This window comes from Parapedobacter sp. ISTM3 (genome assembly GCF_016533505.1).
In the GTDB taxonomy this organism is placed as follows: domain Bacteria; phylum Bacteroidota; class Bacteroidia; order Sphingobacteriales; family Sphingobacteriaceae; genus Parapedobacter; species Parapedobacter luteus.
Window position 1 is genome coordinate 210,044 of sequence record NZ_JAENGN010000002.1, and the last position, 23,517, is coordinate 233,560.

Genomic DNA, 23,517 nt, shown 5'->3' on the forward strand with positions numbered 1-23,517 from the left:
ATAAAACAAGCTCAGGAAACCACCAACAATTTATGTCACTATTACAACAAGACACCGTATACCCGCTTGATAGCTTAGCGGGGGCTGCACAGCAAACCGTAGAACTTGCAAACGAACAAGTAAGCTTGATTGGACTTTTGGTAAAAGCAGGATGGATCATGGTTCCATTGGCGCTCTTACTTTTTGCCACATTGGTCGTTTTTATTGAACGATACCTGACCATCAAGAAGGCATCAAAATATGATCCCAGTTTGATGTCGCACGTAAAGCAGAGTGTGCTATCAGGAAGATTGGACTCCGCGCTATCCGTATGCCGGGCAAGTAACAGCGCGCTTGGACGAATGCTTGAGAAAGGGCTGCTGCGCATTGGTAGGCCCATCAAAGATATCGAGGGTGCCATTGAGAACATCGGCAAACTGGAGGTCGCGAGATTAGAGAAAAACCTTAATCTATTAAGTATCATTGCCGCGGTAGCGCCGATGCTGGGGTTCGTCGGTACCATTTTCGGTGTTATCATCATCTTCAGGGATGTAGAGGCTGCAGGTGGAATCGATATCGCCAGTGTCTCAGGAGGATTATATGTAAAGATGATAGCCTCGGCTGCGGGGTTGACCATCGGCATTTTGGCGTTCTCCGGATACCATGTGTTGAATACCATGCTCGAGCGATTGATTCTCCGGATAGAAACAGATGCCATAGAGTTTGTTGACTTGTTGGATGAGCCGGGGGCTTAAATAGGCTAATGCGATGAATTTACGAGCAAGACGAAATAAATCAGAAGTTAGGGTATTTACGGATTCGTTGAACGACATCATGTTTTTCCTGATGTTGTTTTTCCTGTTGGCCTCTGCTGTGGCAAACCCGCAGGTCGTGAAATTACTGTTGCCCCGTTCGAGTGCGGGTGAGCAATCAGTCGCGAAGAAGACGGTGACGGTGTCTGTGACCCAGGATTTGAAATATTATCTTGATAAGCAGGAGGTGCCTTACGCTAATCTATCGAACGCTATCCAGGCCTATGTCCAGCCGGGAGAGGAGCTGACCATTATGCTGTATGCAGATAGCACGGTGCCGATACAAAATATTATCTCGGTGATGGATATTGCCAATAAGCTCAAGATACGATTGGTATTGGCAACCGAACCACTGCGGGAATAATAGGTTGATTTATGGAATGCGTATTGGGCACGCATCTAATTAAAAGAGGACGTTTTAAACACCATGGGCTATTATCACTTACAGGAAGACAACAACTACCCGAAGGCGTTGTGGATTTCGGGCGGCGTGATGGGCGGGCTGTTACTGCTTAGTTTTTTTATCATGATCGGTTCTGCTTTCCCTGAAATTGGGACAGGAGGCATTATTGTCAATTACGGCACTGCGGAAGTGGGCATGGGGGATGACTACATGACCGTCGACGAGGCGTCCATGGATCCAAATGCTAATCATGTACGGCCGGATAGGATAGACCCACAGCAGGAGACACAACCGACGCCGTCCCAGCAGGTAACCGAGCGGACAGTCGCTACCCAAGATATGGATGATGCACCGGCTGTGGTGGCCAACGAAACAAAAAAGGCCAACGCCGAGGAGGCTACCGTAGAAAAAAAGGAAAGTAAACCGGCAGTCAATCCCAATGCCCTGTACACCGGCAAGCGCAATAATGCCGCAGGAAGGGGCGATGGTACGGGAGCCGAAGGAGGCAATCAGGGAAGCGCCCAGGGTGATCCGCTGGCAGCAAACTATGGCGAAGGCGGGTCGGGCTTTGGTACCGAGGGGCTCACCATCGCAAATAGGCGCTGGGTTGTGCCGCCGCAAATTGAAGACAACGGCCAGCAGGCTGGGGTCGTGGCGGTGGAGGTGCATGTAGCGCCAAACGGAACGATTACTTATGCCCGGGCGGGCGTGAAAGGCACGACCTTGCCCGACAGAAGCCTTTGGGAAAAATGCGAGCGTGCTTTGCGCGGAGCGCGGCTTAATGAGCTGGAACGGGCACCAACTGTTCAGAAGGCCATTGTTCCGGTTCGATTTCGGTTGAAATAAGCGCATGCAATACGAAGAAGCGGTCGACTACCTGTACGCGCGTTTGCCGATGTTTACGCGCGATGGTGCATCGGCGTTAAAAAAAGATCTGACTAACACTTACCGGCTTTGCGAAGCGCTCGGCAACCCGCAGGAGCGCTTTAAGGCGGTGCATATTGCCGGCACGAACGGCAAAGGCTCTACGTCGCATATGCTGGCGGCCATCCTGCAGGCTGCTGGTTACAAAACCGGACTCTACACCTCACCGCATTTGCTGGATTTCCGCGAGCGGATACGCATCAACGGGGTTATGATTGCCAAGCAGGCAGTCGTTGACTTCGTAGGCGAATACCAACCGTTGATAGCGGCCGTCGAACCTTCATTCTTTGAAGTGACGGTTGCAATGGCATTTAAGTGTTTTGCTGACGAACAGGTAGATATCGCTATCGTCGAAACGGGGTTGGGAGGCAGGCTTGATTCGACCAATATTATCACCCCCTTGCTCTCCATTATTACCAACATTGGTTATGACCATATACAGCTATTGGGCAATACGTTGCAGGAGATCGCCAGTGAAAAAGCCGGAATCATCAAACCGGGTGTGCCAGTGATAATCGGCGAATGGCAGATGGAAGTGGCCGGTGTTTTCGAACGTGCCGCTGCCGTCCATGCAAGCCGCCTGATGTACGCATCGCAGCTGTGGCAGGTGACGTCCATGAACAAGCACTCGGGATTCTTGCACGTAAACGTCAACCATCGGTCTGCAAGGAACGAAGCGGTGTATGCATTGGATTTGACGGGTAGCTACCAGACGAAAAACCTTGCTACCGTACTTTGTGCGGTGGATGAGCTGCGGCGGATGGGATTTTCCATTACTGATACGCATGTCGGGCAAGCCCTGATGCAAGTGCAGCACCTTACCGGCTTGATGGGCCGCTGGCAGACGCTGTCGGTTGACCCATTGGTTATTTGCGACACCGGCCATAATGCCGATGGGTGGCGCGAAGTGCTGGCGAATATCAGCGCCACGCCTCATCATGCGTTGCATATGGTCATCGGTGTGATGCGCGATAAGGACTTGAACAACATGCTTCCCATGCTGCCCCGGGAGGCCCGCTATTATTTTTGCCAGGTGGCGATGCCCAGGGCACTCCCTGCGCAAGAGCTGCATGCCGCAGCCATAAACTATGGCCTGGAGGGCAGCGCATTTACCAGCGTGCGCGAAGCGTTGCAGGCGGCGAGGCAGCACGCAGGGGCGGATGATCTGATTTTCGTCGGCGGGAGCACATTCGTGGTTGGCGAATTGCTGGCGATTTATTGAGGCACTCCTACACAAATACGTTTTCGTACAAATACCGATGCCGGTATTCAACCGGTGTGCAGCCGGTGATGCGTTTGAAATGCCGGAAAAAGTTAGAACGGTTGTTGAATCCGCACTCAAAGCAGATGGCTTCCGTGGTAGATATGCTGTCTTCAATAAGCATACGCTTAGCGTGGCTAATGCGCACTTCGATGAGGAAATCGCGAAACGTCTTTTTGGTCATCATCTTGAAGTAACGGCAAAATGATGTGACACTCAAATGGGCCACTGTAGCAATCTCGTCTAACGTGATTTCGTTGCGGTAATTGGACAGGATATAATGGTATACCTTATTAATCCGATCGGTCTCGTCCTTATTCGCCTGGTGTGTCGTCCAGCCTGTCGCGATTTGCGTTACCTCTTTACTGTCGGCCAATACGTGCAGCATGTTGAATATCAGCATCAGCCGGGACAGGCCTTCAGCTTGAACGGACTCCCGCATTAGGGTTACCACCTGTTTTTTGGTCCTGCCGTGGATGACCAGCCCGTACCGGGCGCGTTCATACAGGGCGTGGATGGCCGCTGCTTCTGGCTTCCGCAGGAAATCTCTTCCCATGAAATCGGCGAGGAACTGCACGACGACGGCCTCCGCCGTAATATTGGGGTTTCCCTGGAAATACCGCTTGTTACATCGCCACATATGGGGAAGGTTTTCGCCTAACAGTAATAACTCCCCCGCATCGAAATTGCTGATGTTGTCGCCGACAAAACGAACCCCTTCGCCCCGGACGATGTAATGTAACTCCAATTCAGGATGATAATGCCATACTGTACCAAAGTTAGGTAGGGTGTGCTGTCGCGAAAGATAGGGGTATGCTGTGGTCCTTGGTACCAAATGAAAATGGGGCTTCATGACTTGCTAATAATTGGTTATAGGGACAAGTTTAAGGAAAAGTGTATACAAATACAAATCACCCTGTAGGAGGTAGTTGAGTTTTGTTTTTGTGTAAATAATTGATTTTTAATGATGTGTGTTGTTTTTTTGATCGTTTGACGGGCAATTCGGGATTATTGGTATGATAAATTAGTATACATAATAGCTAAATGGTTGAACAGAATTTAGGATTGATCAAGGGATATTTGGACGAATTGAGAAACCTATGTTTTATAAATCTATCATTACTATCGCGTTGATAATTTGCTTCGGGACCGATGTCCGTGCACAATTTCCCGACAGTACCAAGGTCCTTGCAGCCGTTGTTCCTGAAAAAGCGGATAAAGTGGGTATAGCACGAAAAGGAGCTCCCATATTTGCCGATGAGCGTTATGTATTTAAGCAATTGCCCCGTTTCCTGCGGGGGTCAGGCTACATTATTGGCTCAATGGCAGGGAGAAACCGTATTGTTCCGGTTACTACAGGTAGCCTCTTCGTCGTTACTCCGCTTGCGGGAGAGCCGGGATCACAGGAGCCGGTTCTACATGAACAGGGTTTTATTAAACTGGATCATCCGTCGTTTACGCTTTTTAGCGGCCAAGAGGTTCAAATTGGTATATTCAAGAAGGACATAGTGTACGATAATTTCCGCCTGAAAGATGTCCGATACGAAGGCTGGGCGGTAGCATTCTTTGATGCGCGACCGTTGCCATCTATCACTGAACCGGCTCAGGTCAGCTGGTTACCGGGTATTGAATACGGCAGAAGCACACGGAAATGGCAGGGATGTCCATCTATCACAAAAACAGGAACGCGGCTGTGGGCTGCATGGTTTTCGGGCGGCACTCGTGAGCCGGATGCAGGCAATTACGGCATCATATCGTACAGCGATGACGGCAAAGAGTGGGTAGATCCCGCCATGGTAATCACTCATCCCAATAGTGCGGTGCGGGTTATGGACCCACAGCTTTGGAAAGATCCCCAAGGGCGATTATGGATTTTTTGGGTGCAGAATACCGGGCCAAAGGGTTTTGACGGCATATGGGGGACGTGGGCTGTCCGTATTGATAATCCAACCTCAGACAAACCTACCTGGACGTCTCCAAGGCGTTTATGCGATGGGCTGACCCGGAACAAACCCATTGTGTTGGCTTCGGGAAAGTGGTTATTGCCGTCCTATGATTGGATTAACCACCAAAGTGCAGTTTACATTTCCGATGATGAAGGTGAGCACTGGACATTGCAGGGCGGGCCGCTGAACAAGCCTATCAGCAATTTTTATGAACACATGTGCGTGCAGTTGACTAACGGAAATATCTGGATGCTGCAACGAAATGTGCAGGAAAGTATTTCCGATGATCAAGGAAAAAGCTGGACTTCCCTGCAGGAAGTTGAAGAATTGACCTCAGCTAATTCACGGCTATATATCGGACGGCTGCAGTCCGGCAACCTTCTTCTTGTGTATAACAACGATCCTACGCGTAAGGCAAGGAAGAATATGACGGCTCGCCTTTCCTTGGACGATGGGCAGACATGGCCATATGAGTTGTTGCTGGACGAGCGTAACAACGTTTCGTATCCGGATGTGGTACAGGATGATGACGGCCTGATCTATGTGTGCTACGATAGATCCCGTGGGGGAGAGAAAGAGATTTTGATGGCTGCATTTACCGAGGAAGATATCAAGCAGGGACGGTTTGTCGGTAAACAAGCCAAACAAAAGCAGTTGATCAGTAAAGCGGATGACTGACCTTGGCGCTAGCTTTGGTGGTATGCAACATATTGGTCTATAGGACGTTGTTTTTGATTCGTGCATCAGCTATATCCCAGCGTTTGGCGAAATGGTAAACGAGTATACAGAGTTGATAAATGATTGAACAGCATTTACCGGCCTTTGCCGGATATTTGCCGAAGTTGATAAACGGGAAACGCGTTAACCAATTTTCAAACCTAATCAATTATAATGATGATGAGTAAATTTTTATTGCTATTAAGAAGCCAACAGGTATTTTGCCTCTGTCTGGCCTTGACCTTGCCAATAGCTGCCACTTTCGCACAGGGACAACAAACGGTGTCGGGCGTGGTGAGCGATAGCGACGGGCCTTTGGAGGGGGTATCCGTGGAAGTGAAGCAAGGTGTTGCACGTACAGTCACCGACGCAACCGGCCAATACCGCATCCAAGCCAACAGCGGCGACACTTTGGTATTCAGGAATGTGGGTTACACCACACAAGAAGTGGCTGTAGGGCAGAATGAAACAATTAATGTGCTGCTTATGGCCAGCACTTCATCCTTAGACGAAGTGGTGGTCGTGGGCTATGGCACCCAATCGCGCCGCAACGTTACCGGGTCGGTGAGCAAGGTGGATATGGCGGAAACTGAGAACCTGCCTAATACCAACGTGACGCAGGCACTGCGGGGCCGGGTAGCCGGCGTGCAGTTTACAGACAATGGCCGGCCTGGACAGAATGGAACCATTCTAGTACGTGGCCCCAGGTCCTTGAGTGCCGGGAACAATCCATTGATCATTCTTGACGGTATTTTTTTTAACGGAAGTATGATCGATATCAATCCCAATGATATTGAGTCCATGGAGATCCTGAAAGACGCCAGTGCGGCGGCTATCTACGGCTCACGAGCCGCGAATGGCGTGATCCTGATCACGTCTAAGCGGGGCAAAACAGAAAAGCCAAACATTAACCTGAATACGTTTTACGGCCTGTCCGACTGGGCGGCTAGGATGCAGCTACTGACGCCGGAACGCTATCTCGAAAAGTCAATGGAAATCCGCAGGCTCAGGGGCGTACCTTTTGATCCAGACAATGTCGCCACATATTTGACGCTGACAGAAGCCGAAAACTACCGGAATGGCCGTATTGTAGATCCATATGACATGATCGCTCAACAGGGTAGGATCTTTTCAACAGATGTGAGCCTTGCCGGCAATACCAACCACACGAACTATTACCTCTCCGCTTCCATGTCGCGCGAAAATGGGTTGGTACACGATGACAACCTCCGTAGAATGGCTTTCCGCGTGAATCTTGAAAATAAGATTACAGATTGGTTGACCATCGGTACCAATACGATGTTTTCAGAAAATGACCAATCCGGTGTACCTGCATCGATTTCATTGGCTTCGAGACAAAGTCCCTATGGAACGTGGTATCGCGAGGACGGATCCCCCACGCAATTTACGGTACCGGAGGACCAAGGCGTATCTGCAAATCCCATGCGAAACAATTACCTTTCGGAAAACGACAATTACAGGAATAATCTCTTTGCCAATTTCTTTACATTGGTTGACGTTCCTTGGATTGATGGGTTGAGCTTTCGGGTCAACTATTCGGCGAATTATCGTTGGATTCGCGATTACCAAGCTACCGCTCAGGACATCCATCTGCCCGAAGCCAATACGACATCTGCCTCTAAGCGGAACTGGAAAGCTCAGGACTGGGTGCTGGAAAATATCTTGGATTACAAGTTCAAATTGGGAGACAACCATGCGTTTGACGTCACGTTGATGTACGGCGCAAACCGCGAAAACCAGGAGACCACGACAGCGAGTGCAGATCAGCTGGAGTTTGATGCATTTGGATGGAATCGGCTTAATGTCGGCGAACTTCAAACGGTATCTTCTTCTGCTCAAAAGGTGTCAGGCATCTCGTCGATGGCAAGGATCAATTACCGGCTGAAAGACCGGTACCTCGTTACCTTGACGGCAAGGCGGGACGGTAGCTCCGTATTCGCGGCTAACAATAAATATGCAACATTCCCGTCTGCAGCATTCGCGTGGATCGCATCCGACGAGTCATTTCTGCAAAACAGCAGCTATGTGGATTTGCTCAAGCTGAGAGTTTCCTATGGTGCTGTGGGCAACCAAGCGATTTCGCCTTATCAATCGTTGAGCTTGGCCAACATCACCCGTTACGTTTATGGGCCAGAATCGGCGTTGGGTATATACCCATCAAATATATCCAATGAAAACCTCAAGTGGGAGACGACTTACACGTCTAATTTGGCGGTTGATTTTGAGCTCTTCAATAGTCGGATCGGTGGCACTGTCGAACTGTACAACATGGATACCCGTGACCTACTGGTCGAGCGGTCAATACCGATAATGACTGGATATTCCTCCATCTGGACCAATCTGGGCAAGGTAAATAACCGAGGGATCGAATTGACCTTGAACACGGTAAATATCAAAAAGGAAAAGTTTGAATGGACCTCCAATTTTGTTCTTTCTCGTAATAAAAATAAAATTGTGAGCCTCTACGGCGTGGATGCCGACGGCGACGGCCGGGAAGATGATGATCTGGGGAATCGGTGGTTTATTGGCCAGCCGATCAACGTATATTACGACTACGTGTTTGATGGTATCTACCAGGAGGGCGATGAGCTTCCTGCGGGATACGAACCGGGCTTCGCTCGGTTCCGGGACCTTAATGGAGATGGCCGCGTCGAAGCCGATAATGACCGAACCATTATCGGACAGGGAGGCCAACCTAAATTCCGTTGGGGCATAACCAACAATTTTAGGTACGGCAACTTTGATCTGTCGATCTTTATCAATGCGATGCAGGGTTGGATTGCGACGTTCAACGATTTGGACTTCTATAGTAACAGCTTGGATCCGATACGGCCCGGTAATATGTTCGATGGAGGTTGGTGGACCCCGGAAAACCGCTCCAATACGAGGCCTTCGCTCGAATACCGGCGAAGCGTCCTCGGGCATAGCTGGTATTTGAGCCGCAATTTCATCCGCGTACAGGATGTATCATTGGCTTACCGGTTTCCATCGGAATTCCTGTCGAAACATCGGTTGACCCAGCTCGGTGTGTTTTTGAGCGGCAAAAACCTGTTGACCTTTACCGATTGGTTGGGCACAAATCCGGAATCGGTCTCTACCGATCGGTATCCGATTGCCAGATCATATACACTGGGTTTAAGACTGGGCTTTTAAACGATTACTAAACTAACTACATAAAGACGATACAATGAAAACGCTTAAGAAGATAGGTAATGTGATGGTTTTAGCGGTATTGCTAATGGCCCATCACTCATGCACTTCGGATTTCCTCGAAGAGGTGCCATTATCGGATTACAGCACCGTGGGCATCTTGACGTCTGAAAGGGGCTTTGAAGCCTATATGACTGCGCTGCATAAGGCGGCGCGCGATGAAATGGCGGCTCGCGATGCGTCGCGTTACTTTTACATCATGCAGACTTCCACTGACGTCGCCTCGTTTGGAAACAGTTCGGTCAGCAGCAACAACTACAATACCTTGCAAACGCCCACCGAAAACCACATCGAATGGGTGTGGAACTGGGCTTATCAGGATATGCTGCTCCAGGCCAATACGATTATTGTATATGCCGAAAATCCCGAACTGGCTGATATATGGAGCAGTGAGGAGCGCAAAAATGCCATTATCGCAGAAGCTAAATTTTTCAGGGCGTACACACATAATATGCTGGCTAATCTTTATGGTGGTGTACCGATTGTCGACACCATCTATACCAGCCCAAAAACGGACTTTGTGCGCAATTCACGCGAGGAAGTACTGGACTTTGCACGGGAAGACCTCGAATTTGCTTCCCAGTGGCTGCCGGTCGCTGTCGAAAAGGAAGGCCGGATCGTTAAGGCTGCTGCGGACCACCTGCTGACGGAAGTCTATATCAGTCTGGGCCAATACGAAAATGCGGTGGCAAGTGCTGATCGGGTCATCAATTCGGGTCATTACCAACTGATGACTGAACGGTTTGGTACTAAGCTGAATGAACCCGGTGACCCGTTTTCGGATTTGTTCAAGGACGGTAATCAAAACAGAAGTTCAGGTAACTTGGAATCTATTTACGTTTGGCAATTTGAAGACATGACTATAGGCGGCCAGGGAGGAAGCAACGGAAATAATCGGCTGCGGAACTGGGGACCTTGGTATGAGCGGCTTACTGATCCCGATGGTCGGTCGGGCATGGTAGTCGTCGATAGCTTGGGCAGAGGTACCGGACAAGTCCGGCCCACGCCTTATTTCCTCTACGACGTATGGGCCAACGATTGGAACAACGACATGCGCAATTCCGTGCATAACATGCGGAGGGAGCTCCGGTACACGAACCCGTCATCGGCTTACTTCGGGCAGGTTGTAGAACCGAAGACATCAGAAATCGATACCATGCAGAATATTTATCCCTATCCGCGCAAGATCGAAGGCGATGTGGGTACGCTGACCCATACCAGCACTTCCTGGTCCGGCCGCACTTATCAGGATTTTATCGTATACCGCCTTGCCGAAACGTATTTGTTGCGGGCTGAGGCTTACTTCAGGATGGGTAACCGCGAAAATGCGGCAATCGACATCAATAAGGTGAGGGCACGTGCGAACGCAACGTTGATCGACGCCGCTGATGTGACGGAAGACTTCATCCTCGACGAACGTGCGCGGGAACTGATTACAGAAGAACCCCGGCGGCGGACATTGGTGCGTATGGGCCGGTTGGTAGACCGGGTAAGGCAATATAGCATAAGGGAGCTCACCAGAAATTCAATCCAGGATCATCACCAATGGTGGCCCATTCCGCAATCGGCCATAGATGCCAATATCGGCAGAAGGCTTGAACAGAATCCGGGCTACTGAGCGATGGTGGGTATTATAGATCGTATAAAACAATAAAGCAAACACAAAATGACACGGATAACAAAACAACACCATATCTTTTGGACTGTAGGGCTTTTCATTCTGTTACAGTCCTGTGGATGTGGTAAAGCCGGCCAAGCTGATGCACCTAAGGAAGAAGACGACCGAACCACTAAAATCCAAGTGGGCACGCGGGATGTTGAAACCGATCAGTTTACCAGCAAGGGCACGCCGGTGGTTCCGATGTGGAAGGCACCCATGGCCACGGTTGACATCCGAAATGGGGCAGGGTTTCCGATACTTTCAGACGCGGAGCATGATGTGGTGTGGCAGCCTTCGGTACGTGAAGATGGTGCATACAATCACTATGCCTGTCTGATTCACCACAACGGTCGGTTTTATGCCATGTGGGGCAATCATGAATTTGGCGAAGATGCACCCGGGCAGCGGGTGCTCTATGCCCACGCTGATGAATGGGGAAATTGGACGGATGCCGAAGAGTTGTTTCCTGCTCCGGGCCCGGTGTTGCCGCGTTCGGAAAACGGCATACATCTCAAGCCTGATCGTTGGGCGATCATCGATGATGTCCTTTATGCAATCACGTATGTGCACGGTGTGGGGGTATATCCCATCGCTCGGGCAGTGAGCGAGGAAGGAACGTTGGGCGAGCCATTCTTGGTCCAAAGCCTGCCCAATAACGGATCGCTTCCCGTATTCATGGAAGGCGACGATGCGCCAACTGCTCCCTCGCCTATCGGCGAGCGCCTATATCGATGGTATCGTGAAAACGACCAAATCAGTTGGTGGGCCAATGCAAGCTGGGGTGTACAGCGAACAGCGGTTGACGGCCAAAGTTTGATCGAAAGTTTTATCTACCGGGCCAAGGATGGCGGTTTGGTGCTCATGCTGAGGGACTGGGGGCATGCCAATAACCCCGTGCACACCAATAGGATGTATGTGAGTTTTAACGATGGAACCGGTGGATGGGCGGCACCCTATCCAACCGATATCCCGGACTCGCCTAGCCGTGCACAAGCATTAACCTTGGAAGACGGAACCGTATTGCTCATTGGTAACCAAAACGTCAACCGATATGATCAAGCCCTGTATTTGGATCGCGACCCCATGACCATATCCATCAGCAAAGACGGCTATACCTTCGACCGGGTATATGCCTTTCGGACAGGATCTCCTACAGGACATCGATTTTCCGGTATAGGCGGACGGAACCCTGGATATGCCTACTCCAGCTCCATCGTGCGCGATGGCTGGTTATACACCATGTATTCCATTGGCAAAGAAGATATGGGGATTACCCGTGTGCCATTGAGCGCACTCGAACTCGAATAATTTAACTTATTTAGACGATAGAATCATGAATAACGGAATAAATAAAAACCGCGTTACAACAGCGAATCTGCTAACTGCAAAACAATATGGCACGGGAAATTGGAGGACGATGTTGAGGTCTTTTGCGCTTATCCTTTTTGTGACTTCATTATGGAGCTGTGCCAAAGATGAGGAGCATAAAGACGACGATGAAGATGATACCATCGGATCCGTTTATTTTGAGGAGGACTTCGAGAAAATGATTTGGGGAGGTGATTATATTAACCAACAGCCGGGTGTTAAGGGCGAATTTACTCGGGATGACGACAATAGGTACATTATTGACGAAAGCAAACCGGTTGCTGAATGCGGTATCAACACGGACGGTTGCCCGGATTTTTTTGCGCTTGTATCCGAGGCTTATAAGGAGTTGCGCGGCATCAGTGGGTGGGAAGGCTCGAAAGTGTATGAACGCCCCGGCTATCTGAAAATTGGTACAGAGTCATCCAGGGATGCATACATCCGAACGCCACCGCTGGACATGATTGGCGAAGGAAGCGTAAATATTAATGTGTCGGTTGATTTGGCCATTTGGGGTGGTTCTTCGCAGACATTGTACGTCAGCGTTGCTAATGGCGGTATATCATCGGTCAGCCAGCTGGAGGTGACCACCAGAGATAGTTGGACAACAAGGGAATTCCGGGTATTGAATGCCACTAAGGAGACACAGATAGAAATTAAGTCTGATCCAACACAGGTAGGTCGGTTTTTTCTGGGTCATGTCAAGATTACAAAGGCGGATTAGTGCCGCTAGATATTGAGCAAAATTAGCGGATATATGAATTGCAAGTCGGTTTTAGTTAAGTGCATAGGCACTGCGGTGGCGATATTGTCGTTTATCGTATATTTCAATGTAGCTAGTCGCGCACAGGGAAATCAGATCAACGTAGAAGAGCGTGCAGAGCCAGCCATGGAAACGCCCATCGTCAATACAAACCCGCTTCCTACATATGGTTATGACCGACTAGACTACGGCATGACCATCGGCATCGAACGCACGCCAAATGGGCGTATTTGGGCCTGTTGGGTGGGCGGGGGTGACAATGAAGATGCCTTTTTTGTATTGAATACCAGTGACGATAATGGACAGACATGGTCTGAGCCAAGGGTGGTGATCGATCCGCACGACCCAAGCCTCAGTGATGCCAGACGGACGATAGTGGGAAACCTGTGGACGGATCCTCAAGGGAATCTGTGGTTGTTTTTCGATCAGTCCATGACGTACTTCGATGGCCGGGCCGGGTTGTGGTACACAGTGTGCGAAAACCCTGACAGCGATGAGCCACGGTGGTCAGCGCCAAAACGGCTCTGGCACGGCTGCGCGCTCAACAAACCGGTAGTCCTCTCCGATGGCACATGGATGCTTCCGGTGTCGCTATGGGACCGCGGCAAAATAAAGGATGAGGTTTATAAGAGAGCGTTCCCCGAGCTGGACACTTTCCGAATGGCCAACGTCTTCGTTTCAAACGATCGGGGCCAGACATGGCAGCGCAGGGGAGGCGTACGTTTTCCCAAACCAAAGTTCGATGAACATCAGGTCATCGAGCGCCGAGACGGCACGCTGTGGATGACCGCCAGGACAGGTGACGGTATCTGGCAGAGCGTCTCGTCCGATAAGGGTAGGACCTGGTCTGCACCGCAGCGATACATGCCACATATCAGCTCCCGCCATTTCATCCGGCGGCTTCAATCGGGCCGTCTGCTAATGGTACGGCACGGCGCGCTGGATGAGCGCACGGCGTTCCGTTCTAAACTGATCGCTTATCTTTCAGAAGACGATGGTAAAAGCTGGAAGGGAGGCTTAATGATCGACGAGCGGCGGGGAGTATCCTACCCGGATGGCTTCCAGGCTTCTGATGGTACCATATATATAGCCTACGACCGGAACCGTGAGCTGGACGGCGAAATACTGATGGCACGTTTCACGGAGGCCGACATACTGGAAGGACGCTTCCAAAGTCCGGAGTCCGGTTCGAGGATACTGATCAGCCGACCTCGGGGGCTGGATAAATTGCCTCCGCCTTCGGGGTCCGTTGCAAGCGACATATCGAATAAATGAAATAATTAAGAGCAAGGAATGAGATTTACGTTTTTTTTGACTTTGAGTAGATGGGCTGGGCCATTGGCCGTGTGCAGGGTCCGGAAGGCGGTTTGTTATGGTGTTTTTGGACTAGCTATGTCGTCGGTTGCGGATGACGCAATGGCTCAAACGGGCCATTTGGCAGCACGGCGCGATACCTTGGCGATAGCGCACGGCGACACCTCGCGTTTGTTGTACAATGGAATCCGGTTGCCTGAAGTGTGGCCCCCACGCGATCAGGACCCCGCTGATTTGGGGCCGATGCGTGTGCCTTATCTTGAAAACCCGCCTGAGGTCATTCCTATTGATGTGGGAAGGCAGCTGTTTGTAGATGATTTCCTGATTGAGCGGACCGACCTGGACCGGGTTTTCCATCGGCCGGAAAAATACGAGGGCAACCCGGTATTCTTCCCCCAGACGGAGCAGGAGCTGGCAACATACCATGACAACAGTGCGGTGACATACCTGGGACACGGAGGGGTGTTCTACGACCCGGCCGACAAGCGCTTTAAGATGTTCTATACGGCGGGATGGCGCGGTGCCCTGGCGATGGCTACGAGTACGGATCTGGTTTCATGGGAGCGACCCGATCTGGGGCTTGCGGGCGGGAACCTGATTCTGCCTCCAGGTTCGTTGATGGCTGGAGGGGACAATGCAATATGGCTGGATGTGAACGCACAGGATAGCATGCAGCGGTACAAGGCAATCATCGAGCGCTGGGTCGATGGCGATTGGAAAACGTACTTCGAAAAGCGGGCTGACGGTCCCAGGCATACGTTGCATACCGCTGCTGATGGCAAGGTTTGGTCAACAGGCGTGTATACGGCCGATGCCGAAGACTATACCTCATTTTTCCATAATCCCTTCCGTAATGTATGGACATTCAGCATTAAAAAGAGCACAAAAAGGGGGCGGGCCCGATATTATTCCGAAAGCGAGGAATTTATTAAGGGCGCGACCTTTGACAATGCCGTATATTGGGTAAATGCCGATACGCTGGATGCGCCCGATCCGGCGATAGACAACCCGGCTCAGCTTTACAGCCTCAATGCCGTGGCGTATGAGAGTATCTTGCTCGGTGAATTTTATATCCATTTGGGGCCATATAATAGGGTGTGTGAAGAAGGTAGGTTTCCGAAAATCACGGAGTTGAAATTGGGATTCAGCCGCGACGGTTTTCATTGGCACAGGCCGGACCGCCGGCCGTTTATTGAGGCGACACGCAAGGAAGGGGATTGGGATCGCGGCTACCTGCATGGCACAATGGGGGTCTGCCTGGTAATGGGCGACAAATTATGGTTTCCCTATTGTGGGTACTCGGGTGTGGATCCCAAAGGAAGGACAGGGATGTATACCGGCGCCAGTATCGGCATGGCTACCCTGCGCCGGGATGGCTTTGCATCCATGGATGCGGATAGGCGGGGCGGAACGTTGGTAACCCGCCCGGTTGTCTTCAAGGGTAGACACCTGTTTGTCAACGTCGATTGCCCGGAAGGCGAGCTGCGGGTAGAAGTGCTCGACGAAAGTAATCGGGTGGTGAAGCAGTTTGCTGCAAAGGCATGCGAGCCTATCCGAACAGACAGCACGTTGTACAAGGTGGAATGGAAAGGCGGTAATGATTTGTCATCTTTGGCTGGAACACCCGTGAAATTCCGCTTTCACTTGACCAACGGCAAGCTTTACGCCTTTTGGGTGAGCCCCGACGAAAGTGGAGCAAGCCACGGTTACGTAGGAGCGGGCGGACCGGAATATGATGGGATAATTGATACGAAAGGTAAATATGCATATTAGTAAATTTTTTCTTTATTCAGCTCTTGTGGCGGTTGTGGCTTGCGGTGGAGCCGCACTAACGGGCAATCTTCCGTTTATACCACCGCTGTTGATTCTTTTTTTTATTTTCCTTTCCATAGCCTTCCAAGGCTACCCAGCGCTCAAAGGCTTCAGCTACACGATGGTTATCCTGGCATGCTTCGCAGCTGCAGTCAGCTACCCGCAGTATTTTACGCGGTGGGGCAATTTTGACCTGTCTACGCTGATCACGCCGTCCATACAGCTTATCATGTTCGGCATGGGTACAACGATGAGTTTGAAAGATTTTGCCGGCTTGCTTAAAATGCCAACCCCGGTACTGATCGGGGTAACCTGTCAGTTCGCCATTATGCCGGTTTTGGGTTATACCATTGCTCAGCTGAGCGGGTTGCCCAATGAAATAGCTGCAGGTATCGTGCTGATTGGCTGCGTACCCAGCGGCATGGCGTCAAACGTGATCGCTTATCTCGCCAAGGCGAATGTGGCACTGTCCGTCACAATTACGTCGATAGCCACCATGCTGGGGCCACTGTTCACGCCGTTGCTCATGAAGACCCTTGCCGGTGAATTCATCGAAATCAATACCCTAAAAATGATGTGGGACATTCTGAAGATGGTTATTTTACCCGTAGGTATCGGTTTGCTGTTCAATCAGTTGTTCCACGGTAAAACGCCATGGCTTGCTGCCGTCATGCCCTATGTGTCCATGTTCGGTATCGCATTTTCGATCGTTGTCATCGCGGCTGCGGGGCGCGACAACCTACTGACAGTGGGGCCCCTGCTTGTGATGCTGGTCCTCACTCATAATGTCCTGGGATACACCCTGGGGTATTGGACGGCCCGGCTATTCCGGCTCAAAGAGCGGGATTGCCGGACCATCGCAATCGAGGTGGGGATGCAAAACGGCGGCTTGGCGTCTGGGCTGTCCAAGGAGATGGGACGTATTGCAACCCTCGGACTGGCGGCAGCTATTTTTGGACCGTTGATGAACGTAACGGGATCTATTTTAGCTTCATGGTGGCACCGCAAAACTCCTAAAGATTAATGGCTGGGCGCAAGAATATTTACTATTGGAAATCGGACCGCGCTTTTGCTTCCGAGAATACCCGCAGTACTGCCGGTTCGTCGCTACCGGAAATCACCATTCAGGTGCGTGACTACCTCAACCGTCATTTCAGGAATGGGCTTATCAACATCGAACCTGCAAACGGGCAGGGCAATCACATTACCTTCACGGCACATTATCCGGACGGTGACTATTTCGTTCGGCTGGAAAACGGCCCTGAGGGTGACAACTACATGGCTGTAGAGTCGAAGGTCATGGAGATGGTAAGGCAGCATGGCATTCCCTGCCCGTTGATCTATCTCACCGATGTATCGCGCACGGTGGTTCCTTTTGCCATTCAGGTGATGGACTGCGTAGACAGTAGCGACTTGAATGTGGTAGACAAGCGGGGTGAGCTGGACCTACTGGCTGTGGCGGGCACAATTGGGAGGTATGTGGCGCTTTGGCAATCCATACAACCGGGAAAATACGGGCTTTTCAATCCTGATGTGCTGCATTCGGTGGGTAGATTGGAAGGGTATCATGATGCTTATGAGCAGTACTTTTTCCTGAATTGGGATGTGCATCTGGAGTATCTTCGTGCCAGTGGATTCATCAGCGCATATAAGGTTGCCGAATTAAAGGAGTTGGTAAACGGCTTCAGACCCTTGCTCCAGTTGGACACCGGATGTCTGGTGCATAAGGACCTCGCGCTGTGGAATATTCTCGGAAATGATAATCAGATTACCGCCGTTATTGACTGGGACGATGCCGTGTCTGGCGATCCGACTGATGACCTTTCTTTATTGGGGTGCTTCCATTCCGGCGACGTGGTGCTATCGGCCATAGCTGGCTATCAGCGCGTGAAAGCCCTGCCTCCTGATTTCGAGCAGCGGTTCTGGTTGCACCTGCTGCGCAATATCATCTTCAAGTCCGTCATCCGGGTGAAAGGAAATTATTTTGAAAAGTCGGACAAGTTTTTCTTGAACAATCCGAAACATAAAGGCCTTAAACAATTCACGCTTGATCGTATAGACAGTGCTTGCGAAGGCCTACGGGGAGATAAATCAATTGACACATTATGAACAAATACGACGTTAGAAAATATGACCGATTTCTGGATGGCTCGGTCACCCTGGGGACTTGGCTGAGCATCGGATCTCCGGTCGTCGTGGACCTCGCCGCGCAGTTTCCTTTTGACTGGCTTTTGCTCGATCTCGAACATGGAAGCGCACCCGAAGCGCAGCTTCCCGAGCTCTTGCGAACCATCGGCGGCAGGGAGCCCTGTGCGATTGTCCGGGTGCCCGACCTGCAGGCCGCTACAATAGCCCGGGTGCTGGACTGGGGTGCTGACGGCATTATGCTGCCACACGTCACGTCTGCGCGGCAGGCGGCTGAATGTGTGGCGGCGATGCGGTATCCGCCTATGGGGCACCGGGGTTATTCGACTACGGTGCGTACCTATCGGTATGGCTTGGAGCCTCCGGTAGACCCGCGCGATGTCAAACCCCTATTTCTTGCTCAGATAGAGGATGTAGCGGGGGTACGCCATGCACACGAGATAGCGGCCGTAGATGGCGTGGATATCTTATTTGTAGGACCGGGGGATCTGAAGCTGGCACTGGCTCATCAGCCTGCGGGAGATAAGCTGGGCTTTGAGGAGGCGTTGGAGCAGGTGGCCCGCGCGGCCGAAGTGCACGGTAAGCAAGCTGGGATCCTTTTGCGCAATAGGGATGATTTTGCTAACTTCGTGTCCATGGGATACCGTTGCATGGCCGTGGATTCGGATTTGGCTATATTGCGGAAGGGATATCAGGATATGATAACATGGTATAAACAACTGAATGATGAAAAGGTATAAATTAATGATTGTATTGGCCGTCGTGGGATTGATTGCCTGTAATCCAGACAATCCGGACTCGGGCCAGGAACCATCCATAGCGGGTACAATCGAAGCTTTCAAAAAGGCGTTGGTCGAAGCCGATGCAGAGGCACTGGACCAGTTGACCGCTGCGTCGCTCACCTATGGGCATTCCAGCGGCTTAATAGAAAACAAGGAGGAATTTATATCGGCGTTGGTCGACGGTACCTCCAACTTCCTGGACATCCGGCTTTCGGATCAGCAGGTCACCACTTCAGGGGATATAGCGATTGTACGCCATCAATTGGATGCCGAAACGGAGGATGCCGGTAAGCCGCGTGCCACAATCCGCTTGCATGTATTGACGGTTTGGCAACATGCCGGGGGGCAATGGAAGCTGCTTGCCAGGCAGGCGGTGAAAACGGACAGGTAGCCGTACCGTTTATGCCGTAAGTTCTCCCCGGATGTTCTGTTCAGCCCAGTAGGCTACGTCGCTTTGGCTTTCAAACTCGCCCTGCAGGTACATGAGCTTGGTTACGGCAGCCTCAAACGTCATGTCATAGCCGCTGAGCACACCCATTTCCTTAAGGTACTTGCTGGTTTCATAGCGCCCCAGTTCGACGCTGCCGACTTTGCATTGGGAAATGTTGAGGATATTCTTACCGTTGCGGATAGCCTCGCCGATCAGATCAAGGAACCATTGTGCGGTAGTTGTGTTTCCTGAGCCAAAGGTTTCCATAATGACGGACCTGGCCTCGGATTCGAGTACAGCGCGTACCACCTGCGGACTGATACCGGGATATAACTTAAGCACCGATACGGCATTATCCAACTTGGTGTGTAGAATAAATTCCTTGTCACTGTTGTCGAGCAGTGCTTCTTGGTTATACTTCAGGTGTACCCCCGCTTCGACCAACACCGGGTAATTGGGTGATCGGAATGCCTCGAATTTGGCCGAATTGTATTTGAACGAACGATTGCCCCGGAAGAGCTTGTTATCGAAGAATATGCATACCTCATGGATGAGGGATCGCCCTTTTTTCTTGGCTGATGCAAGCTCCAGGGCGGTGATGAGATTTTCGCGGGCATCCGTGCGGATCTCACCGATGGGCAGCTGTGAGCCCGACAGAATCACGGGTTTTTGGAGCCCTTCAAGCATGAAACTCAGTGCCGATGCTGAAAATGCCATGGTGTCTGAGCCGTGGAGAATAACGAAGCCATCATATTCATCGTAGTTGTCCTTAATGATACTGGCCATTTCCAGCCAAATGGCGGGCTGCATATTGGATGAATCGATAATGGGGGTAAACGAATGTACACTGAGGTTGTAATTGAGCCGTGCAAGTTCGGGAATATTCTTGGCGATCAAGTCGAAGTCGAATGGCATAAACGTGCCGTTCTGTTCGTCTTTGACCATTCCAATAGTCCCTCCCGTGTAAATTACGAATATATTATTCATCCGGTTAGTGTTATGGTTATCTTGACTGGTGCGGGCTAAATTCCAAAAACCCGCTTAGCGTTTGCCGTGGTGGCAGCGGCCACGGCTTCTAATGGTACGCCGTGCAAATCTGCAACTTTTTGTGCAATATACAATAGATAACTGCTTTCATTCTTTTTGCCGCGATACGGCACCGGTGTGAGATAGGGTGAGTCGGTCTCCAGGACGAGGTGTTCGAGACCTAGTGCGGCGACGACCGTATCAAGTCCGGCATTTTTATAGGTAACCACCCCGCCGATACCCAAATGTAACCCCAGGGCGATCGTGCGTTGGGCTTGTTCCTTATTTCCCGTGAAGCAATGTAGTACACCGGTGAGTCGCCCGTCCTGCACCTCGTCGAGTAACTGGAAGAGCTCGTCAAAAGCATTCCGGCAGTGTATGGATACCGGCAATCCTAAGGCTTTGGCCCATCCGGTTTGTATGCGGAAAGCCTCCTGTTGTAGCGGTAAGGTCGTTTTGTCCCAGTGGAGGTCAATGCCGATCTCGCCAATGCCGTAGACGCTATGGTTGGCTATTGTTTTTTCGATGGTGGCCAATTGGGTGAGGTAATCCGTTTTTACATCGCAGGGATGCAACCCCATCATGGGATAGCAGTTGTCCGGATAAGCGGCGGCGGTATCCAATACCTGGGAGATTGAACCGCTATCCACATTGGGAAGTAGCAGTTGCTGTACGCCATTGGCCAAACAGCGTTGCATCTGATGATCTAACTCCGGCGTGCCATATAGATAATAGATGTGCGTATGGGTATCGGTCAGTGAAATGCTTGCCATGACGCAAACTTAGATAAATTCCTTTTATATGCAACATGCCGGCGGGCATTTCGTTGCCGGAGCCGGCAATGTGTCCAAAGCAAGAACGCCTTCCGGGTGGAAGGCGTTCTGTTTTTTATTGCTGTGCGGTGGTATCCTGTGCTGCAGGCTTAAGGATGTCGATAAGCTCGACGTCGAAAACCAACGGTGCGAAAGGCGGGATGACACCACGTCCATCGCCGCGTTCGCCGTAGCCCAACTGCGAAGGGATGATGAGCTTAGCCTTCGTTCCCTTAGGCAACAGCAATAAGCCTTCGTCCCAACCGGGGATGACCTGGCGTACGCCAATGGCAAATTTGGCAGGCTCATACGGGCGCATCGGATTAAATATCTTATTCTTTTCGGCCACTTCCTTGATGGAGGTGTCGAATACATCTCCGGAAGCTACCAATGCACCTGTGTAGTTGACCTTCACGGTATCTCCGGCAACAGGCTTTTCACCGGTACCTTCTTCGGTAATGATGTATTGCAGTCCGGATGCCGTTTTCAATGGCTCTAAATTGTTCTTCTCGATGTAATTGTTGATTTTGCTTTCTTCTGACGCTTTCAATTTTTCGATTTCAGCATCGAAATAGGTGTTTACTTCGGCGTATAATGCGCTGTCTGTTAATTCGCCCTTTTTGAAATGCTTGTTTACCTTCACATTGAAGGTTACGTATTTATTGGCAAAATCCGGCTTAGGCTGCATAGTTTTGGCCGCCATGGTGTCCAGATCAAGTTGGAATACGGCGCTGTCGCCTTCGCCCAGCATCTTAAACATGGAATTGTAATCGCCGGGATACAGGCCCGGCAGTGAGTCGGCCGCAATTGTCACGATCTGCGGCAATCCGATTTTGTAGGTGCTGGAAAGCAGGGAGTCCCTGTCGGTTGTGACGGTCAGGTTTACGGATAGCAAATCTCCCGTCTGTGCTTTTGGCTGGCCGTTATCCTTCACGATTTTGTATTTCAAACCCCCTTCACCCGTCTTGAATTGCTGGCAGGCACCGGCCAGCACAACGATTGCAAGCCCTAAACTAAAAATTGATTTCTTCATTTTTTGTGTGTAATTAAAATTATGGTATTAAAAGTGCTTTATATTCCGGCAATATCGATTTGAATTTCAGTACCACGTTCGTCAGTGGTTCATTTGAATTTCCTCCGGCTGCATTGCGATGCCCGCCGCCGTTGAAATGCGTTTTGCATACCTCATTGCAGGGGAAGTCCCCCACGGAACGCAGCGAGAGCTTTACCTGTTCGGTGCGATCGATAATTAATGCCGCAAGCTTCATGCCGCTGATGGCAAGGGCATAATTTACCAGCCCCTCCGTATCGCCGGTCGTGATTTGGAACCGATTGAGGTCTTCACGGGAGATGCTGAATAGTGCGGTACGATACTCGTGGAGTACTTCAAGCCTGTTCAACAAGCAGAACCCGAGAAACTTAAGGCGGTTTTCGGTGTAGCTGTTATATACTGCCTCGTGTATTTTCCAATTTTGTGCGCCCAGCGTGATGAGGTCTGCCGCAATGAGGTGTGTAGCCGGCGTGGTCGTCTGAAACCGGAAAGAACCAGTATCCGTCATGATGCCCGTATACAGGCATGTGGCGATGTCTGGCGTGATGGACTGATGTTCGTCCATGACATTGGCAATGAAGTCGTACACCAGCTGTGCAGAAGCGGCGGCCTGGCTATCCCAATGCCGATAGTCATCGAAATTTTCCGGCTCGAGATGATGGTCAATCATGATTTTGGCACCCGGGGCTTGCCTTACCGCTTCCTCCATCGCGTGGATGCGAGCCAATCCGTTGAAGTCAAGGCAGTAGATGAAGTCGGCTTCGGCAATCAATGCGTCATGGGCCGCTTTATCGTCCAAATATATCTTTACATCCTGCCTGCCGGGCATCCAATCAAGAAAAGCGGCAAAGTCGGATGGGACGATGACGTGTACGGCGTGGCCCTTGGCTTTCAGCCAATGGTAGACAGCCAACGATGAGCCCAATGCATCCCCATCAGGTTTATGGTGCGTGGTGACAACGATATGCTTCGGTTTGGCCAGCTCCTTCTTAAGCGCTTCCGGTGTAAACATTCAATTGCTAAAAGTGTGCAAACCTACTACAAAAAATCCGATTAAGGAATTTTTGGCCGGTGAAAACAA

20 protein-coding genes are annotated in these 23,517 nt (G+C 50.8%); 15 read left to right on the plus strand and 5 right to left on the minus strand.

From position 1 onward, the window contains the following. Positions 1-32: 32 nt before the first annotated feature. The 4 genes from JHJ32_RS03620 (at position 33) to JHJ32_RS03635 (ending at position 3,340) form a co-directional block, all read left to right on the plus strand. Entirely contained in the window at positions 33-734 is a 702-nt protein-coding gene (locus JHJ32_RS03620) for a MotA/TolQ/ExbB proton channel family protein (protein ID WP_079716751.1), read from the plus strand. 13 nt (positions 735-747) lie between these two features. After that, complete coding sequence (locus tag JHJ32_RS03625) at positions 748-1,155, plus strand: biopolymer transporter ExbD (protein WP_079716750.1); 408 nt, start codon at positions 748-750, stop codon at positions 1,153-1,155. A 63-nt stretch (positions 1,156-1,218) separates the two neighbouring features. Then, positions 1,219-2,040, plus strand: coding sequence for an energy transducer TonB (locus JHJ32_RS03630; protein WP_079716749.1), 822 nt, complete (start codon positions 1,219-1,221; stop codon positions 2,038-2,040). Between the two features lie 4 nt (positions 2,041-2,044). Beyond that, positions 2,045-3,340 (plus strand): folylpolyglutamate synthase/dihydrofolate synthase family protein, encoded by a 1,296-nt coding sequence (locus JHJ32_RS03635; RefSeq protein ID WP_200119904.1) that lies wholly within the window; start codon positions 2,045-2,047, stop codon positions 3,338-3,340. Positions 3,341-3,347: 7 nt separating this feature from the next. Here JHJ32_RS03635 and JHJ32_RS03640 read toward each other — a convergent pair whose 3' ends face one another. Further along, on the minus strand, positions 3,348-4,232 hold the full coding sequence (locus JHJ32_RS03640) for an AraC family transcriptional regulator (protein WP_079716747.1): 885 nt from the start codon (positions 4,230-4,232) through the stop codon (positions 3,348-3,350). 247 nt (positions 4,233-4,479) lie between these two features. Between JHJ32_RS03640 and JHJ32_RS03645 the strand changes: the two genes are divergently transcribed. From JHJ32_RS03645 to JHJ32_RS03695, 11 genes are all read left to right on the plus strand, one after another. Then, positions 4,480-6,003 carry a sialidase family protein gene (locus JHJ32_RS03645; protein WP_200119905.1) on the plus strand — a complete coding sequence of 508 codons (1,524 nt, stop codon included), beginning with the start codon at positions 4,480-4,482 and terminating at the stop codon, positions 6,001-6,003. A 213-nt stretch (positions 6,004-6,216) separates the two neighbouring features. After that, a complete protein-coding gene (locus JHJ32_RS03650) occupies positions 6,217-9,216 on the plus strand; it encodes a TonB-dependent receptor (RefSeq protein ID WP_200119906.1) in 3,000 nt (999 codons plus the stop codon). A gap of 34 nt (positions 9,217-9,250) precedes the next feature. After that, entirely contained in the window at positions 9,251-10,891 is a 1,641-nt protein-coding gene (locus JHJ32_RS03655) for a RagB/SusD family nutrient uptake outer membrane protein (RefSeq protein WP_200119907.1), read from the plus strand. A gap of 48 nt (positions 10,892-10,939) precedes the next feature. Then, positions 10,940-12,241, plus strand: a complete 1,302-nt coding sequence (locus JHJ32_RS03660; protein ID WP_200119908.1) for an exo-alpha-sialidase — start codon at positions 10,940-10,942, stop codon at positions 12,239-12,241. Between the two features lie 109 nt (positions 12,242-12,350). Beyond that, positions 12,351-13,025: a hypothetical protein gene (locus tag JHJ32_RS03665; protein WP_139378631.1), complete on the plus strand. Its 675-nt coding sequence runs from the start codon at positions 12,351-12,353 to the stop codon at positions 13,023-13,025. Positions 13,026-13,058: 33 nt separating this feature from the next. Continuing rightward, on the plus strand, positions 13,059-14,339 hold the full coding sequence (locus tag JHJ32_RS03670) for a sialidase family protein (protein WP_200119910.1): 1,281 nt from the start codon (positions 13,059-13,061) through the stop codon (positions 14,337-14,339). Positions 14,340-14,456: 117 nt separating this feature from the next. Next, complete coding sequence (locus JHJ32_RS03675; protein ID WP_200119912.1) at positions 14,457-16,151, plus strand: hypothetical protein; 1,695 nt, start codon at positions 14,457-14,459, stop codon at positions 16,149-16,151. Continuing rightward, positions 16,141-17,214: a bile acid:sodium symporter family protein gene (locus JHJ32_RS03680; protein ID WP_200119914.1), complete on the plus strand. Its 1,074-nt coding sequence runs from the start codon at positions 16,141-16,143 to the stop codon at positions 17,212-17,214. The genes JHJ32_RS03675 and JHJ32_RS03680 overlap by 11 nt, the downstream gene beginning before the upstream one ends. Further along, entirely contained in the window at positions 17,214-18,299 is a 1,086-nt protein-coding gene (locus JHJ32_RS03685; protein WP_200119916.1) for a phosphotransferase family protein, read from the plus strand. The genes JHJ32_RS03680 and JHJ32_RS03685 overlap by 1 nt, the downstream gene beginning before the upstream one ends. Then, the gene (locus JHJ32_RS03690) at positions 18,296-19,075 is read left to right on the plus strand and encodes an HpcH/HpaI aldolase/citrate lyase family protein (RefSeq protein ID WP_079716737.1); all 780 of its coding nucleotides are present in this window, start codon (positions 18,296-18,298) and stop codon (positions 19,073-19,075) included. The genes JHJ32_RS03685 and JHJ32_RS03690 overlap by 4 nt, the downstream gene beginning before the upstream one ends. Before the next feature lie 4 nt (positions 19,076-19,079). Beyond that, entirely contained in the window at positions 19,080-19,508 is a 429-nt protein-coding gene (locus JHJ32_RS03695) for a nuclear transport factor 2 family protein (RefSeq protein ID WP_233632457.1), read from the plus strand. A gap of 9 nt (positions 19,509-19,517) precedes the next feature. Here JHJ32_RS03695 and JHJ32_RS03700 read toward each other — a convergent pair whose 3' ends face one another. From JHJ32_RS03700 to JHJ32_RS03715, 4 genes are all read right to left on the minus strand, one after another. Further along, positions 19,518-20,534 carry an asparaginase gene (locus JHJ32_RS03700; RefSeq protein ID WP_079716735.1) on the minus strand — a complete coding sequence of 339 codons (1,017 nt, stop codon included), beginning with the start codon at positions 20,532-20,534 and terminating at the stop codon, positions 19,518-19,520. 35 nt (positions 20,535-20,569) lie between these two features. Beyond that, a complete protein-coding gene (locus JHJ32_RS03705; protein WP_200120187.1) occupies positions 20,570-21,337 on the minus strand; it encodes a TatD family hydrolase in 768 nt (255 codons plus the stop codon). A 124-nt stretch (positions 21,338-21,461) separates the two neighbouring features. Next, on the minus strand, positions 21,462-22,418 hold the full coding sequence (locus tag JHJ32_RS03710) for an FKBP-type peptidyl-prolyl cis-trans isomerase (RefSeq protein WP_079716733.1): 957 nt from the start codon (positions 22,416-22,418) through the stop codon (positions 21,462-21,464). Positions 22,419-22,437: 19 nt separating this feature from the next. Continuing rightward, positions 22,438-23,448 (minus strand): bifunctional oligoribonuclease/PAP phosphatase NrnA, encoded by a 1,011-nt coding sequence (locus JHJ32_RS03715; RefSeq protein ID WP_079716732.1) that lies wholly within the window; start codon positions 23,446-23,448, stop codon positions 22,438-22,440. Positions 23,449-23,517 lie beyond the last annotated feature (69 nt).